This window comes from Limnohabitans sp. Hippo3 (assembly GCF_003063665.1).
Classification (GTDB): Bacteria; Pseudomonadota; Gammaproteobacteria; order Burkholderiales; family Burkholderiaceae_C; genus Limnohabitans_A.
In genome coordinates this window covers 1-15,580 of sequence record NZ_NESF01000014.1, presented here as the reverse complement: position 1 = coordinate 15,580, position 15,580 = coordinate 1, and the positions used below count along the sequence as shown (strand labels likewise).

Here is a 15,580-nt window from a genome sequence, read left to right as displayed (position 1 = left end):
GGTTCACATCTTGCAGGGCTTTTTCTTGGGCGAAAGGTCTTTGATTGACCCCATGGTCCTTCACATCGCCGCCGCTTCGATCTTCACCACCCAGTAAGCACCTTTTTCCTGCACGGCCTGAAAACGCACTTGCTGGCCGACCTGCAAGGCATCGAGTTGGCTGGGGTCTTTGACCTGGAACACCATGCTCATGGGCGGCATGTCGAGGTTTTTGATGTCGCCGTGCTTGAGCGACACCTTGCCCGCAGCCTTGTCGATGCGCCGCACCTCGGCCGTGGCCCAAGGCAGGGCCGCCGCCGTGTCGCTCACCCGTTGCACACCCCCGCGCTGCGCCATGCGCGCCTGGCCCGGGTAGCGCTGAAACCTTTTGGTGCTGCCGTCTTTTTGCACCAACAACACGTCGTAAGCGTCTTTGCGGCCTTTGTACTCCGGGCCATCCATGCCCGGACTGCCAATCGGCATGCCCGGCACCGACAGGCCCAAAGCCACGGGCCGCTCCTTCAGCAGGCGGTGGATGTCGGCAGCAGGCACATGGCCCTCGATGACGTAGCCGCCCACCGACGCGGTGTGGCAGGAGCCGAGTTGCTCGGGCATGCCCAGGCGTTTGCGCGCAGCGGTGTTGCCGACATCGCGCACCTCGACCTTGAAGCCACTGGCCTGCAGGTGCTCCACCCACAGGTGACAGCAGCCGCAGTTGGGGTCTTTCCAGACCTGAACGGTGGTGGCCTGCGCCAGCGCGCTGCGCTGAAAACCGGCGGCCAACAGCCCCACCAGGGCTGCGGCACGAAGCCATTGACGTCTTTGCATGGTGTATACCCTCACTTGACAGTGATGCGGCCGATCATGCCCGCTTCAAAGTGGCCGGGGATCAGGCAGGCAAATTCAAACGTGCCCGCGCGGTTGAAGGTCCAGACGATGTCGCCTTTTTTGCCGGGATCGACATGCGCCATGTAGGGCTCGTCGTGTTCCATGCCAGGGTGTTTTTTCATCATCTCGGCATGCGCCTTGAGCTCTTGTGGCGTGCCGATCACGATCTCGTGCAAGACCTTGCCCGCGTTCACCGCCACCAGGCGCACGGTCTCGCCCAGCTTGACCTGGATCTCCTTGGGGGCAAAACGCATGTCGTCGGTCATGCGGATCTCAATGGTGCGCTGTGCTTTCTTCGGGTCGCCTGCGATGCCCCAATCTTTTTGCTCGGCAGCTGCCCGGGCGTGGTGGTTCGAATGGCTGGCATGGGCCGAAGGCGAATGGGCCTGCGCCAGCGGCAGCGCCAGCAGGCCAGCGATCAGTAGTGTGGTGTTCAGTGTGGTGTTCATGAAAAGTCCTTTTTGTCGATATCGAAGATGCATGCGGGCTGCACTCAGTGGTGTGCATGGCCCTGCGGTTTGCGCACCTGGCTTGCCGGTGCCGCCGCAGCTTGGGCGTTCGCCTCGGGTGCACGCGTGGCATGAGGAGTCGCCGCCACTGGTCCGGTGTACTCGAAAGATTGCGTGCCGGGCGGTTGTTTGTAATCGCCCGGGTCGCTGTAGTCGCCCGGTTTTTGCTCGGCGCGCACCTTGAGCGTGGTGAACATACCGCCCATCTCGATGGGGCCATAAGGGCCGGTGCCGGTCATCATGGGGAAGGTGTTCTCGGGCAGCTCCATTTCCATCTCGCCCATGTCGGCCATGCCGCGCTCGCCCATGACCATGTACTCCGGGATGAGCTTCTGGATTTTTTGCACCAGGCCGCGGTGGTCGACACCGATCATGGTGGGCACGTCGTGGCCCATGGCCCCCATGGTGTGGTGGCTCTTGTGGCAGTGCATGGCCCAGTCGCCGGGCTCGTCGGCGATGAACTCCAGCTGCCGCATCTGGCCCACGGCCACGTCGGTGGTCACCTCGGGCCAACGCGCGGTTTTGGGCAGGGGGCCGCCGTCGGTGCCGGTCACCTCGAACTCGATGCCGTGGATGTGGATCGGGTGGTTGGTCATGGTCAGGTTGCCCACCCGCACCCGCACCCGGTCGTTCAGGCGAGCCACCAGCGGGCTGATGCCCGGGAACACCCGGCTGTTCCAGCTCCAGATGTTCTGGTCCAGCATGGTGTTCACATTGGGGGTTTTGGCACCCGGGCTGACGTCGTAGGCACTCAACAGGAAGGCGTAGTCGCGGTCCACCTCGGCGATCAGCGGGTGTTGGCCCTTGGGGTGGGTGATCCACAGGCCCATCATGCCCATGGCCATTTGCGTCATCTCGTCGGCATGCGGGTGGTACATGAAGGTGCCCGGCCTGCGCGCCACAAACTCGTACACAAAGGTCTTGCCCACGGGGATCTGCTTCTGGTTCAGGCCGCCCACGCCGTCCATGCCATTGGGCAGGCGCTGGCCGTGCCAGTGGATGGTGGTGTGCTCGGGCAGTTGGTTGGTGACAAAAATCCGCACCTTGTCGCCTTCAACCACTTCGATGGTCGGGCCGGGGCTTTGGCCGTTGTAGCCCCACATGTTGACGACAAAGCCCGGTGCCATCTCGCGCAACACCGGCTCGGCCACCAGATGGAACTCCTTGACGCCGTCTTTCATGCGAAAAGGCAAGGTCCAGCCGTTCAGGGTGACGACCGGGTTGTAGGGGCGTCCGGCCCCGGTCACGCCCGGGGGCGTCCAGGGCGGGGCGGTGTCGGGGCGCGTCTGGATCACGGGTTCGGGCAGGCCAGCCAGCGCGCTGCGGCTGACGGCGGTGGTGGCCACCGCTACACCGGCGATAGAGCCTGCAGCGGCCATGGCTTTCTGGAAAAAATCTCGGCGTTGCATGGTCAGTGTCCTGCGGAGTTGGTGGTAGGGCCGGTTGCGCCAGACGCATCGCTGGCCACGGCTGGATAAGGCAAGCCCGCCAGCACGGTCATCAGATCGGCATGGGCCAGCCAGAGCTGGCGCTGTGCCTGCAGGGCCGCGTCTACGCTGTCGATGCGCGTGCGGGCGCTGGCCAGCAGGTCCCAGGTGCTTTTGAGCATGCCGTTGTAGCGCAGCAGGGTCTCCTGCGAGAGCTCGGTGTGCAAGCGCAGCACCTGCGCCTGCGTGTGCTGCGCCGTCTGGCGTGCCAGCTGGTAAGCGTTCACCGCCAGCTGCACATCGGCACGCACCTGCCGCGCCAGCCGGTCGGCTTGCAGGCGGGCTTGCCACGCCTTTTCAAACGCATGGCCCCAGCGCATGTTGCGCGGGTCCCACATCGGCCGTTCCTGCCCGGCCAGCTCTTGCATGGCTTTTTGCGCGGCTTGCAAATCTTGCGCACTCAAGCCCAGCCCGGCCATCAAACGCCGCGCCTGCAGGTCCTCCAGAGGCCAGCGCAAATGGGCCTGCAACGCCCGCGCCTGCAAGGCCGCCAGAGCATCCGCAGGAACACTGCCTTGTGCCGGCGTGCCGCTCAAGACCTCAACCGCACCCTCTGTGGGTGCGCCCAAGGGCAGATGCAAAGGCAACTGCTGCGCCAGGGTCTGGGGCGTCATGCCTGCTCCGATGCGCTGCCACAAGGCCTGCAGCGCACGGTCGGCTTGCAGCAGCGCCTTGTCCAGCCGGGCGCGTGCGTCCCACAGCGACAGCTCTTCCTGGATTTGCCGGGCACGGCTCCAGTTGCCGACCTGCGCCATGCGCTGGCCCAGTTCGGCCCCGGCTTGCGCCACGGCCAGAATGTCTCGGCTGTGCGCCACCGACTGGCGGCTGGCCACCGCATCGACCCAAAGCTTTTGCACATCACGGCGCACAGCCGCCATCTGCTGGCGCACTTCGGCCTCCTCCACGACGCTCATGCCGGGTTTGAGCCACTGGGCTTCGTCCTGCAGCGCCAGGCGCTGGGCCACAGCCAGCGTCAGCTGCCCCGTATCGGGGTGCGCGGGTGCTTCCTGCAAGGGCGGCAGGTTTTTTTGCTCCCAACGCAGCACATCCGCATGGCCACGGGGAAACTGCGCCACGGCCCGGTTGGCATCCTGCCAAGTCAGGGGTGATGGCGCGTTGCTCGATTGCGCCCAGGCAGCAGGCCCCAGGCCTGCCGCCAGCGCGGCACCCAAGGCCCAAGGACCCAGGGCACGTTTCAAAAGGGGATTCATGTCAATTTCCTGAAACAGACGAACACGGCACCCGCCCGCCTTGACGGCCAACGGACGCACCTGTGGCGTGAGGTTCAGGAAATGGGGGGCTTGGTGAGCGGCGGCGCTGTCAGGGCGAGATGCGCCACAGAAGCACCGACAGGCAGCGGATGGGCCTGAAAAACAGGCAGCACCAAAGGCCATGCCGTGAGGCTCGCGCTCTGGTGGCAAACGCCGCAGAGTTGGCAGGTGCCATCTTGGCAATCGGCATTTTGAACGCCTGAATCGGTCTGCGCGGCTGGCTGCGCATGGCTGGCGTGCACCTCGGGCACAAAATCTGCCATGGCGTCATGGCAGTCATGCACAGCTTCCGCTGGCGCGTATTGCGCCAAGCTGAGCACCGTCACTGCAGAGGGATGGCGCGCACCACTTTCCGCCACAGGCATCCATGCGCCCGCCCACAGCCGCAGGGGCATCAGGCACAGCAGAAAGCAAAGGAAAAGTCGGCGCATGGTCAAATCATAAGCCAAGGATCACCCAGCTGGACTCGCTGGCAGGCAAACCCCTCAGCGGACCCGGCGAAGCAACTCGGCGCTTGAAGCATCCAGCCCCGAGGCATCGCCAGACAGCATGCGCGCATGGATGTCTTTGGCCAGCACCTTGCCCAGCTCGACGCCCCACTGGTCAAAGCTGTTGATGCCCCAGACCGAGCCGCTCGTGAACACGCGATGTTCCTGCAAGGCGATCAGCGCCCCCAGGCTGGCAGGCGTGAGTTCGTCCAGCAACAAAAAGGTGCTGGGCCGGTTGCCCGTGAAGTGCCTGTGACCACCTTCATCGGCCTGGCCCAGCATCAGCGCCTGCGCCTGTGCAATCGCGTTGGCCAACAGCAGTTCGTGGTGGTCTTTCAGGCTGTGCGTGGGCTTTTTCACGGCGATGAACTCTAGCGGCACCACATCGGTCCCTTGGTGCATCATCTGGAAGTAAGCGTGCTGCCCGTTGGTGCCGGGCTCGCCCCAGAGCACAGGCGAGGTGCCGTAAGAAAGCGCCTGCCCGTTGCGGTCTACACGCTTGCCGTTGCTCTCCATCTCCAACTGCTGCAAATACGCAGGCACCCGGCGCAAGGCGCTGTGGTAGGGCGCAATGCTTCGGCTGGTGTAGCCGAGAAAATTTCGGTACCAGACATCGAGCAAGCCCAGGCGTACCGGCAAGTTAGCCTCCAGCGGCGCGGTCTGGAAGTGCTGGTCCATCGCGTGCGCCCCAGCCAGAAAATTCTTGAAGCCCTGTGCACCGATGGCGATGGCCACAGGCAACCCAATGGCCGACCACACCGAATAACGCCCGCCCACCCAGTCCCAAAAGCCGAAAGTGGTGGTGATGCCGAACGCGGCTGCTGCCGACACGTGGGTGGTGAGCGCCGCAAAGTGGTGCGACACATCGGTACCGCCCTTCGCCTGGAACCAGGCCAGCGCCGAGCGGGCGTTGGTCATGGTCTCGATGGTGGTGAAGGTTTTAGACGCGATGAGGAACAGGGTGTTCTCTGCCTTCAGGCCTTGGAGCACCGCGGCCAGTTCATGCCCATCCACATTCGACACAAAATGAAAGCGCTTGCCCGGGATCACGAAGTCCTGCAGCGCCAGCACCGCCATCTGCGGCCCCAGGTCCGAGCCGCCAATACCGATGTTCACCACGTCGGTGATCTGCGCATCGGCGCGCACCTGCTCGGCATACTGCAGCATGGCACCCTGCGTTTCATGCACCTGTGCCAGCGGCGCTGCCAGCGCCCCCTGCAGGCTGCCCGCGGGTTGGCGCAGCAGCCAGTGCATGACAGCGCGGTCTTCGGTCGCGTTGATGTGCTCACCACGGAACATGGCGTCGCGGTGCGCGGCCAGGCCTGTCTGCTGCGCCAACGCCATCAACAAAGCTTCAGTGGCGCTGTCGGTGTGGTTTTTCGACAGGTCGGCAAACACATGCGGTGCCGACTGGCTCAGGGTCTGCGCACGCTGTGCATCGGCCGCAAAAGCGGTGCGCAAATCAAAGCCCGCGAAGCCTTGGGCATGGGCTTGTAGATTTTTCCAGGCGAGGGTCTGGTCACAACGCATAAGGGCTTTCAATCGAGCGGTTTCAAAAATAGCGGTGGATTCAGCGATTCGCGAGCGGGGCTCGCTCCTACAAAAATGCTTCATCAAGGCGTTTGACTATGTGGGAGCGAGCCCCTGCTCGCGAATGCCTATACGAACCCAACGTGCATTCGGCCGCAGGGGCGGCCTCCCACAAAAACAAGATGGGCCAAGCCAAACTTGGCGCGAATCAGGCTTGCTGCATCAGCACTTCAAGTTTGACCGCATCGGCACAGAAAGCGCGAATGCCCTCGGCCAATTTCTCGGTGGCCATGGCGTCTTCGTTCAAGGCGAGGCGGAAAGAGGCTTCGTCATAAGTGATGGCGGGCAGGTCCATGGCGCGTGCCGCATCGGCATCGAGTGCGCGGCCCAAAGGTGCCTCGGTCGCGGCCAGCTGCGCCAGCAACTCAGGGCTGATGGTCAGCAAGTCACATCCGGCCAACGCGGTGATCTGGCCGATGTTGCGGAATGACGCGCCCATCACCTCGGTGGCGATGCCGTGCTTTTTGTAGTGGTTGAAGATGGCCCGCACCGACTGCACGCCGGGATCGTTCGCGCCAGCGTTGTCGGCTTCCACCCAGTTGGGGCCTGCGGCTTTTTTGTACCAGTCGTAGATGCGGCCCACAAAAGGCGAGATCAGCTGCACACCCGCCTGGCCACAGGCCACCGCCTGGCAAAAAGCGAACAGCAGCGTCAGGTTGCAGCGGATGCCTTCGCGCTGGAGTTCGGCTGCGGCCTGAATGCCTTCCCAGGTCGAGGCGATCTTGATCAGCACGCGCTCGCGGCCGATGCCCTGCGCCTCGTACAGCGCCATGAGGCGGCGCGCACGCGCCAGCGTGGCGGCGGTGTCAAAACTCAGGCGAGCGTCCACTTCGGTCGAGACACGGCCGGGAATGGTTTTCAAAATTTCGCAACCAAAACGCACCAGCAAGTGGTCCATCACCACATCCAGCGGTTGGCCCCGGTGTATCGCCACGGTTTCGGCCAGCAGAGGCGCGTAGTCGGGCTTTTGCACCGCTTTGAGAATCAGTGACGGGTTGGTCGTCGCGTCCTGCGGCTGGAAAGCGCTGAGCTGCTTGAAATCACCGGTATCGGCCACCACGGTGGTGAATTGTTTGAGGGCGTCGAGTTGGTTCATGGCGGTTTTCAGGAGGTGTGGCTTGAATTATCGATGAAACAAAGTTACATTACAAACCAATTTTTCATGTAATTTCAGAACATCATGGCTTTTGATCTGGTTTTCTTCGGCGGCACAGGCGATCTGGTCTGGCGCAAACTCATGCCCGCCCTGTTTCAGGCCTACCGCCACGGCAGTTTGCCCGAAGGGGGCCGCATCATCGGTGTGGGTCGTGACAATTTGAGTGACGAGCAATACCGCCAGCAAATCCAGTCGCGCTTTGAGCAGGTCGAGGGCGACAAGCGCCCCAACCCTGAAGAGTTCGCCCGTTTCGCCGCCCTGCTGTGCTACGTGCGCATGGACCTGTCCCAACCCGAAGCCTATGCGGCGCTGGCCAGCCGCCTGGCCGAGCGCGAAACCGACCATGTGGTGATGTATTTGTCCACCGCGCCCAGCCTGTTCACCACCGTCTGCGAACAGCTCGCGGCCAGCGGCCTGAACACGCCCAAAACGCGCATCGTGCTCGAAAAACCACTGGGCCACGACCTGGCCTCCAACCGTGCCATCAACCATGCGGTGGGCCTGGCCTTCAAAGAGCAGCAGGTCTTCCGCATCGACCACTACCTGGGCAAGCCCGCCGTACAAAACCTGTTTGCCATGCGCTTTGGCAACGCGCTGTTCGAGCCCCTGTGGCGGCGCGAGCACATCGCCAACATCCAGATCACCATGGCCGAAGAGCTGGGCGTGGAAAAGCGCGGCGGCTTTTACGAAACCACAGGTGCCCTGCGCGACATGGTGCAAAACCATGCGCTGCAACTGCTGTGCGCCATTGCGATGGAGCCCCCCATCAACGCCCACGCCGACGCCATCCGCGACGAAAAGCTCAAGGTGCTGCGTGCCCTGAAACGTTGGACCCCCGAAACCCTGAGCCAGCATGTGATCCGCGGCCAGTACAGCGCGGGCAATGTGGAAGGCAAAGCGGTGCCCGGCTACCGCGACGAGCCCGGCGTGAGCCCCGACAGCAACACCGAAACTTTCGTGGCCCTGCGCACCGAAATCGCGAACTGGCGCTGGGCGGGTGTGCCGTTTTACATCCGCACGGGCAAACGCATGGCTTCGCGTGAGGCGCACATCGAGATCAACTTCCGCCCCACACCCCACGATATTTTCAGAACCCCCGTGGGCCAGGTGAACAAACTCGTCATCCACCTGCAGCCCAAAGACGGGCTGGAGCTGCACCTGTTTGCCCAAGGCCAAAGCAAACGCGGTCAGAGTGCAGGCGGACAGACCCTGAGCCCGGTGCACCTGGACCTGGACTTTGACAAACGCTTTGGCAGCGAGCGCGTGGGGGCTTACGAACGCTTGCTGCTCGATGTGCTCGATGGCCGCCTGAACCTGTTCGTGCGCAGCGACGAACAGGAAGAAGCCTGGCGCTGGGTCGAACCCATCTTGCAACACTGGGCCAGCGACACCATCGGGCCACGGCCCTACGCCGCCGGGTCCTGGGGCCCCAGCGCATCGAGCGCCATGATCGCGCGCGACGGCTTTTGCTGGAGCGAAGAGGTCTGACACGCAGTCATTCCCGACCCTCTTTCACGTCATTCCCGACTTGATCGGGAATCCATGGATCCCCGGGTCAAGCCCTGGGATGACAAATTGACACCACACGAAAGGCACACCATGCTCGACCGAATCAAAGCCTCTTTGCCCTCCCTGGCCCCGGCCGAGCAACGTGTGGGCAAACTCGTGCTGGCCGACCCCCGGGCTTTTGCCAACCTGCCCGTGACCGAGCTGGCTGACCGCGCCCATGTGAGTAAACCCACCGTGGTGCGTTTTTGCCGCAGCATGGGTTACGACGGCCTGTCCGATTTCAAGCTCAAGCTGGCGGGCAGCGTCAGCGAGGGCGTGCCCTTCATTCACCGCAGTGTGGATGTAGACGACAAAACCAGTGACATCGCAGTCAAGGTGATTGACAACACCGTGGCCGCATTCTTGAAATACCGCAACGACGCCAGCTCTTTCGCGCTGGAGCATGCGGCCCAAGCCCTGGCCGCCACACAAAAAACCAACCGCCGCATCGAGTTTTACGGTGCGGGCAACTCCGGCATCGTGGCGCAGGACGCACAGCACAAATTCTTCCGCCTCGGCGTGAACGCCATCGCCTACAGCGATGGCCACATGCAGGTCATGAGCGCGTCCATGCTCAGGCCCGGCGACTGCGCGGTGATCATCTCCAACTCCGGCCGCACGCGTGACCTGATGGACGCCTGCGACATCGCCAAAAAGCAAGGCGCAACAACCATCGTCATCACCGCCAGCGGCTCCCCCCTGGCCAGCGCAGGGCACATCCACCTGACGGCCGACCACCCCGAGGGCTACGACAAATACAGCCCCATGGTCTCGCGATTGCTGCACCTGCTCATCATCGATATCCTGGCCACCACGGTGGCGCTGCGCATTGGCGAAGAACTGCAACCCGTGCTGCGCGACATGAAAAACAACCTGCGTAGCAAACGCTATACCTGAGCTAGCACCCGTCACACCGATCTACCTGTCATACCCGCGCATGCAGGTATCCATGGCTGACGAAGGCATAGACCCCCGATCAAGTCAGGGGTGACGAGGCTTTGGGTCAGGCGTAACGAGAATTTGTCATACCCGCGCATGCGGGTATCCATGGCTGACGAAGGCATAGACCCCCGATCAAATCGGGCGTGAAGAGGCTTTGGACCAGGCTTGATGAGGGTTTGTCATACCCGCGCATGCGGGTATCCATAGCTAACGAAGGCATAAACGCCCGATCCAATCGGGCGTGACAAACAAAGGCGCAGTGGCGCTCGGTCACGAAGATCAACCGTGACTCACCCAAGCCATACGGATGACCGTGCCCTGACCATCGCGCAAAGGACTGCGCACACGCACTTGCGCGCCGTGCTGGCTGGCGATCTCTTTCACGATGGCCAAACCCAAACCGCTGCCCGTCACCCCTGAAGGGGCCGCGCGGTAAAAGCGCTCGAACACATGCGCCTGGTGCTCGGGCGCGATGCCCGGGCCATCGTCTTCCACCTCGAACCAACCATGGCCCACACGCACCGTGATGTGCGTGCCCACAGGGCCGTGGTGAATCGCGTTATCAATCAGGTTGCTCAAGGCTTCATGCAGTAGCAGGTCCACGCCTTGCACTTCACATTGCACCACCTGTGCCTCCAGCCCCAGGTCATCGCCCAGCTGGTGGGCCCGCACCAGATGCTCTTGCGTCACGCGCCGTGCCAACGCCACCAGGTCCACGGTTTGAGGGCTGTGCATTTCCCGGGCGTGCTCCACACGGGTCATGGCCAGCAGCTGCTCGGTCAGGCGCACGGCATCCTCGGTGGTTTGGCGCGCAGCGGTCAACAAGGTCTGCGCCTGTTCAGGCTCGGTGTTGCGTTGGGCCAGCGCCAGCTGCGTCTTGAGGGCCGTGAGCGGTGTGCGCAGCTGGTGCGCGGCGTTGTCCAGAAAACGTTTGCGAATGTCGATCAAGCGCCCCAGCCGGTCCAGATAGCTGTTGAGGGTCTCGATCAGGGGCCGCAACTCGCGCGGCAAGTCTGGCGGCTGAATGGGCGAGAAATCATCGTCGGCCTTGCTCGCCAGTTGCTGGCGAAAGGCCTCCAGCGGCCGGATGCCGCGCTGCACACCCCAGACCACCAAGCCCGCAGCGGCCAGCAGCAACAAGCCCTGGCTGCCCAAGGTGTCCCACAAAATATGCTGGATCAGTTGCTGTCGCGCCTCCATGGTCTCGGCCACGGTGATCTTGATCAACGGGTCGGCCAGGCCCGCGTCTTCCATGACATGTGTGAGCTGCGCCAGACGCACGGGCTGGTTCAGGTACACCCCATCGTCAAACTGCACCAAGGCAAAGTACTTCACAGCCGACTGCGCACGCACGGGGGCATCGGGCAAGGCCGCCACCCCCGCCAGCCACTGACCGCCGGGGGTGGTGACTTTGTAGAACAAACGCGATCCGGTGTGGTTCTCGAACAGGTAGCCCGCGGCCTTCATCACGTCCAGCTGAACGCGGCCATCGCGCCAAGCCAGCTCTTCCGCCAAGGTGCGGGCAGCCAGGTACAAGGACCGATCGTAGGCCTCGTTGGCCGCCTGCACCGCGTTGCCATAGCCCACCCAGGCGTTCACGCCAATCAGTGCAGCCAAGGGCAGCAAGATCCAGCTGAGCAAACGCCTGCGCAGCGATGCCACGGCACGATTCGATGGCGCAGGTGTCGGCGTCATGGGGTGCCGACCGGAGAAGTCAACATGTAGCCCATGCCACGGAAGGTGGTGATCACCACCTCGGGCACTCGCCCTTGCGATGCCGCAGACGATTCGAGCTTTTTGCGCAGGCGGTAAATCAGCACCTCCACCGCATCCAGTCCGGTGTCGTCACCCACGAACACTTCGGTGTGCAGCTGCTCTTTGCTCACGGTGCGTTGCGGGGAAGACAGCAATACCCGAAGCGCAGCGGCTTCGCGCTGGGTCAGCGCCAACACCTGGCCGTGCAGTTGTGCGGTGCCGTTTTCCGGCTGCATCTCCAGCGGCCCCCACCGCAGCGCGGTGGTTTTGGCGCGGCCATGGCGGCGCAGCAGCACCTGCAGCCGGGCCTCGAGTTCGCTCAGATCAAAAGGCTTGGGCAAGTAATCGTCAGCGCCCATGTTCAGGCCCAGCACCCGGTCGGGCACGCTGGCCCGCGCCGTGAGCACCAGCACCGGCACCTCATCACCCCGCCCCCGCAAGGCCTGCAACACGCTCAAGCCGTCTTGCCCGGGCAGCTGCAAATCGAGCAGCACCGCGTCAAAGCCGTGGCCCGGCTGCAGGCAACGGTCGGCCGCATGGCCGTCGGTGGCAAATTCGACCTGCATGCCCCCTTGGCGCAATGCGGTGCCCAACCACAGGGCAATGTCGGGGGTGTCCTCCACCAGCAGGATTCGGGGCGTCATGGGCGGTTGAGGGTAATTACTGAATGGATTTGACAGGTGATTGACAGCTTGGTGCCCGGCCCGGCACCAAAATCGTGCCATCTGTCCGTGGTGCGTGCCCGGCAGTGGTGTTTTTATTTTCACACAGGAGACCTGCATGTCCATTTCCAAACGCGACTTCCTGGCCCTCGGCGCTGCCGCTGGCGCATCCTTGACCCTGCCCGCCTGGGCACAGGCCAAACCCCTGTTCGACACCTTGAACATGTTTGTCCCCGCCGCTCCGGGCGGTGGCTGGGATGGCACTGCCCGTGCCATCGAACGCGCAGCCAAGGCTGCTGGCCTGGTGGGCAACATGGCTTTTGAAAACGTCGGCGGCGCTGGCGGCATGGTGGGTCTGCCCCGCTTTGTGAACCAGCGCAAAGGTCAAGGCAATAGCCTCATGGTTGGCGGCTCGGTCATGATTGGCGCAGGCATTGCCAACAAGAGCCCCGTCACCATCAAAAACGTCACGCCTATTGCCCGCCTGACCGAAGAGGCGGGCGTGATTGTGGTCCCTACTGCGGGCAAAATCAAAACCTGGAAAGAACTCGAGGCTGCTATCAAGGCCAATCCCAAGGCCGTGTCGGTGGCGGGGGGCAGCGCAGGTGGCACGGACCACCTGATCCTGGGCATGCTGATCAAGGCGCTGGGCAAAAACCCACGCGAAGCCGCCTATGTGGCCTTCGCGGGCGGCGGCCCTGCCAATGCGGCGATTTTGGGAAACCAAGTCGTGGCCGGCATCTCAGGCTACTCTGAATTTGAAGAACAAATCAAAGCGGGCAAGATGATCCCCTTGGCCGTATCAGGCAAGAGCCGCATTCCGGGCGTCAATGTCCCCACATTGACCGAGCTGAGCGTGAATGTCACCGAGTCCAACTGGCGCGGTGTCTTTGCAGCGCCTGGCATCAGCGAGGCGCAGCGCAACTTGCTGATCGACTTCATCACCAAACTGACCCAGTCGGCTGGCTGGAAGCAGGAGCTCGAAACCCGCAAATGGACCCATGCCTTCATGACCGAACGCCCCTTTGAGCGTGATCTGGCGAAGGATATCGCCGAAAAAGAAGTGCTCATGAAAGAGCTGGGTCTGGCATGACACCGTTGCATGTGGCCTTGGCACTGGTGAGCCTGTGCGGCGTAGCAGCCTGGCAAGTCAGCCTGATCCCGGAGTCGCTGATGCAAATGACCGTGGGCCCCACCCTGGTGCCTGCGGTCGTGGTGGGTGGGCTGGCCTTGCTGGCCCTCATTTACGGCATCAGCGCCTGGCGTGGCGAGCAGACCGACGAAAGCCTGGCCGAAGACCAGACGCCCCTGCCCGGGGCCAACCGCCGTCTTCTGTCTTTGCTCGGGGGCGGGCTGGCTTTCATTTTGCTGGTGATGCCGCTGGGTTTTGTCATTCCGGGCACGCTGTGCGGCATGGGCGTGGCGCGGTCGTTCGATGCACCGCTCAATGCCAAATCGCTCATCATCTGTGCCTTGATTGCCAGCACCTTCTGGTTGTTGTTTGCGCGCATTCTGGGCGTGGGTCTGGGCCCAGCGCTACCCGCGTGGTTCTGAGAGACAGCCACAGAACCCTGTTTTGATTTGTTCCCGTCTCCGGGCACCCGCCCGGAGCCCTTGCTGGATTCACACCATGTCCTCTTTTGACGCCCTGATGGGTGGTTTTGCCAATGCGCTGCAGCCCGTAACCCTGATGTGGGGGTTTGTGGGCTGCTTCATTGGCACCCTGGTGGGCGTATTGCCGGGCATTGGCCCAGCGCTCACCATTGCCCTGCTGCTGCCCCTGACTTACCACGTCCCGGCGACCAGCATGTTCGTCATGTTCGCCGGTATTTACTACGGCGCAGCCTATGGCGGCTCCACCACGTCCATTTTGATCAAGACACCCGGCGAAGCCTCTTCCATGATGACCGCGCTGGAAGGCAACAAAATGGCGCGCAACGGGCGGGCCGGTCAGGCCCTGGCCACGGCCGCCATTGGCAGCTTTGTGGCAGGCACCATTGGTACTTTGGCGCTGACTTTTTTTGCGCCCTTGGTGGTTGACGCAGCGCTCGCCTTTGGCCCTGCCGAATACTTCAGCCTCATGATCGTGTCGGTGGTTGCCGTCTCGGCAGTGCTAGGTAACTCCATGCTGCGTGGCCTGATCGCCTTGACCGTCGGGGCCTTGCTGGGTCTGGTGGGCATTGACCTGCAAACCGGTCAGGCCCGCTTCACATTTGGACATGCGTCACTGCTCGATGGCATTGAAGTCACTGTAGCAGCGGTCGGCATTTTCGCGGTAGGTGAAGCCCTGTATCTGGCCTGGCAAGGACGCGAAACCAAAACAGGCGAAGTGATGAAAGTCTCCGGTAGCCTGTGGATGAGTAAAAACGACTGGTCCCGCTCTTGGAAACCCTGGCTGCGTGGTGCGTTTTATGGTTTCCCCATTGGTGCCATGCCCGCAGGTGGAGCCGAGTTACCCACCTTACTGTCGTACTACACCGAGAAAAAACTCAGCAAGCACCCGGAAGAGTTTGGCAAAGGTGCGATCGAAGGAGTCGCTGGCCCAGAGGCCGCTAACAATGCGGCCGCCGCAGGTGTTTTGATGCCACTGCTCACCTTGGGTATTCCCACATCTGCCACAGCAGCCATCATGTTGTCAGCATTTGAAGGCTACGGCATTCAAACCGGCCCGCAACTGTTCGCATCTCAAAGCAGTCTGGTCTGGACTCTGATCGCCAGCCTCTACATAGGTAACGTGATCTTGCTGATCCTGAATCTGCCCCTGGTCGGCCTTTGGGTCAAACTGCTCAAGATCCCACCGCCTTGGTTGTATGCAGGGATCATCGTGATCTCGACTGCAGGCGTTTATGGCGCGGGTAACTCGGTCTTCAACGTTGGCTTGTTGTTCGCTTTTGGTCTGATCGGCTACGCGATGCGGCGATTCGACTTCCCAGCGGCTCCGCTCATTGTGGGTCTGATCTTGGCACCCATGGCCGAGCAATCCATGCGCCAGGCGCTGACCATCAGCCAGGGCGATTGGTCCACCTTCCTCACGCGACCCTTGTCGGGCAGCCTGATGACCATTGCGGCTCTGCTACTGATCCTGCCACCACTGTGGAAGCGCTACCGCGCTGGGCGTTGACTTCATCTGTCATACCTGCTTCACTTGTCATACCCACTCTACCTGTCATACCCGCGCATGCGCATATGCGCTAACTTAATATCTTACGCAACGTTGCCCTCTGTGAGCGGCGTTTTCGGCTCGGTTCAGCCAAACGGTAGCGTAGGTCCTGCCATCGCCTGATCGCATCGGTCACCCGAAGATT

14 protein-coding genes are annotated in these 15,580 nt (G+C 62.5%); 5 read left to right on the top strand and 9 right to left on the bottom strand.

Annotated elements, in window-relative coordinates; genetic code table 11:
- Positions 1-60 precede the first annotated feature (60 nt).
- The 7 genes from B9Z34_RS14820 to tal form a co-directional block, all read right to left on the bottom strand.
- Positions 61-807, bottom strand: a complete 747-nt coding sequence (locus B9Z34_RS14820; protein WP_158268730.1) for a DUF411 domain-containing protein — start codon at positions 805-807, stop codon at positions 61-63.
- A gap of 11 nt (positions 808-818) precedes the next feature.
- On the bottom strand, positions 819-1,316 hold the full coding sequence (locus B9Z34_RS13135) for a plastocyanin/azurin family copper-binding protein (RefSeq protein WP_108428576.1): 498 nt from the start codon (positions 1,314-1,316) through the stop codon (positions 819-821).
- A gap of 44 nt (positions 1,317-1,360) precedes the next feature.
- Entirely contained in the window at positions 1,361-2,785 is a 1,425-nt protein-coding gene (locus tag B9Z34_RS13130) for a multicopper oxidase family protein (RefSeq protein WP_108428575.1), read from the bottom strand.
- Between the two features lie 2 nt (positions 2,786-2,787).
- Entirely contained in the window at positions 2,788-4,074 is a 1,287-nt protein-coding gene (locus tag B9Z34_RS13125; RefSeq protein WP_108428574.1) for a TolC family protein, read from the bottom strand.
- Between the two features lie 74 nt (positions 4,075-4,148).
- Positions 4,149-4,565: a hypothetical protein gene (locus B9Z34_RS13120; protein WP_108428573.1), complete on the bottom strand. Its 417-nt coding sequence runs from the start codon at positions 4,563-4,565 to the stop codon at positions 4,149-4,151.
- A gap of 54 nt (positions 4,566-4,619) precedes the next feature.
- Complete coding sequence (gene pgi, locus B9Z34_RS13115) at positions 4,620-6,152, bottom strand: glucose-6-phosphate isomerase (protein WP_108428572.1); 1,533 nt, start codon at positions 6,150-6,152, stop codon at positions 4,620-4,622.
- A gap of 208 nt (positions 6,153-6,360) precedes the next feature.
- Complete coding sequence (gene tal, locus B9Z34_RS13110; RefSeq protein WP_108428571.1) at positions 6,361-7,308, bottom strand: transaldolase; 948 nt, start codon at positions 7,306-7,308, stop codon at positions 6,361-6,363.
- Positions 7,309-7,392: 84 nt separating this feature from the next.
- On the opposite strand from tal, the gene zwf reads away from it, so the two are divergent.
- Together zwf and B9Z34_RS13100 are read left to right on the top strand one after the other, a co-directional pair.
- Positions 7,393-8,856 carry a glucose-6-phosphate dehydrogenase gene (gene zwf / locus B9Z34_RS13105; RefSeq protein WP_108428570.1) on the top strand — a complete coding sequence of 488 codons (1,464 nt, stop codon included), beginning with the start codon at positions 7,393-7,395 and terminating at the stop codon, positions 8,854-8,856.
- Positions 8,857-8,967: 111 nt separating this feature from the next.
- Entirely contained in the window at positions 8,968-9,813 is an 846-nt protein-coding gene (locus B9Z34_RS13100; protein WP_108428623.1) for a MurR/RpiR family transcriptional regulator, read from the top strand.
- 324 nt (positions 9,814-10,137) lie between these two features.
- Here the strand turns inward: B9Z34_RS13100 and B9Z34_RS13095 are convergent, their stop codons facing one another.
- Together B9Z34_RS13095 and B9Z34_RS13090 are read right to left on the bottom strand one after the other, a co-directional pair.
- Complete coding sequence (locus B9Z34_RS13095; RefSeq protein ID WP_108428569.1) at positions 10,138-11,553, bottom strand: sensor histidine kinase; 1,416 nt, start codon at positions 11,551-11,553, stop codon at positions 10,138-10,140.
- The gene (locus B9Z34_RS13090; protein WP_199220126.1) at positions 11,550-12,257 is read right to left on the bottom strand and encodes a response regulator transcription factor; all 708 of its coding nucleotides are present in this window, start codon (positions 12,255-12,257) and stop codon (positions 11,550-11,552) included. Before B9Z34_RS13090 ends, B9Z34_RS13095 begins: the two co-directional genes overlap by 4 nt.
- A 136-nt stretch (positions 12,258-12,393) precedes the next feature.
- Between B9Z34_RS13090 and B9Z34_RS13085 the strand changes: the two genes are divergently transcribed.
- From B9Z34_RS13085 to B9Z34_RS13075, 3 genes are all read left to right on the top strand, one after another.
- Positions 12,394-13,368, top strand: coding sequence for a tripartite tricarboxylate transporter substrate binding protein (locus B9Z34_RS13085; protein ID WP_108428568.1), 975 nt, complete (start codon positions 12,394-12,396; stop codon positions 13,366-13,368).
- Positions 13,365-13,829 (top strand): tripartite tricarboxylate transporter TctB family protein, encoded by a 465-nt coding sequence (locus B9Z34_RS13080; protein ID WP_108428567.1) that lies wholly within the window; start codon positions 13,365-13,367, stop codon positions 13,827-13,829. Before B9Z34_RS13085 ends, B9Z34_RS13080 begins: the two co-directional genes overlap by 4 nt.
- 76 nt (positions 13,830-13,905) lie before the next feature.
- Complete coding sequence (locus B9Z34_RS13075) at positions 13,906-15,396, top strand: tripartite tricarboxylate transporter permease (RefSeq protein ID WP_108428566.1); 1,491 nt, start codon at positions 13,906-13,908, stop codon at positions 15,394-15,396.
- The last annotated feature ends 184 nt before the right edge of the window (positions 15,397-15,580 follow it).

Bases quoted from the DNA above. Each gene is read 5' to 3' on its own strand.
- B9Z34_RS14820 (WP_158268730.1), bottom strand. From the start codon at position 807: ATGCAAAGACGTCAATGGCTTCGTGCCGCAGCCCTGGTGGGGCTGTTG.
- B9Z34_RS13135 (WP_108428576.1), bottom strand. From the start codon at position 1,316: ATGAACACCACACTGAACACCACACTACTGATCGCTGGCCTGCTGGCG.
- B9Z34_RS13130 (WP_108428575.1), bottom strand. From the start codon at position 2,785: ATGCAACGCCGAGATTTTTTCCAGAAAGCCATGGCCGCTGCAGGCTCT.
- B9Z34_RS13125 (WP_108428574.1), bottom strand. From the start codon at position 4,074: ATGAATCCCCTTTTGAAACGTGCCCTGGGTCCTTGGGCCTTGGGTGCC.
- B9Z34_RS13120 (WP_108428573.1), bottom strand. From the start codon at position 4,565: ATGCGCCGACTTTTCCTTTGCTTTCTGCTGTGCCTGATGCCCCTGCGG.
- pgi (WP_108428572.1), bottom strand. From the start codon at position 6,152: ATGCGTTGTGACCAGACCCTCGCCTGGAAAAATCTACAAGCCCATGCC.
- tal (WP_108428571.1), bottom strand. From the start codon at position 7,308: ATGAACCAACTCGACGCCCTCAAACAATTCACCACCGTGGTGGCCGAT.
- zwf (WP_108428570.1), top strand. From the start codon at position 7,393: ATGGCTTTTGATCTGGTTTTCTTCGGCGGCACAGGCGATCTGGTCTGG.
- B9Z34_RS13100 (WP_108428623.1), top strand. From the start codon at position 8,968: ATGCTCGACCGAATCAAAGCCTCTTTGCCCTCCCTGGCCCCGGCCGAG.
- B9Z34_RS13095 (WP_108428569.1), bottom strand. From the start codon at position 11,553: ATGACGCCGACACCTGCGCCATCGAATCGTGCCGTGGCATCGCTGCGC.
- B9Z34_RS13090 (WP_199220126.1), bottom strand. From the start codon at position 12,257: ATGACGCCCCGAATCCTGCTGGTGGAGGACACCCCCGACATTGCCCTG.
- B9Z34_RS13085 (WP_108428568.1), top strand. From the start codon at position 12,394: ATGTCCATTTCCAAACGCGACTTCCTGGCCCTCGGCGCTGCCGCTGGC.
- B9Z34_RS13080 (WP_108428567.1), top strand. From the start codon at position 13,365: ATGACACCGTTGCATGTGGCCTTGGCACTGGTGAGCCTGTGCGGCGTA.
- B9Z34_RS13075 (WP_108428566.1), top strand. From the start codon at position 13,906: ATGTCCTCTTTTGACGCCCTGATGGGTGGTTTTGCCAATGCGCTGCAG.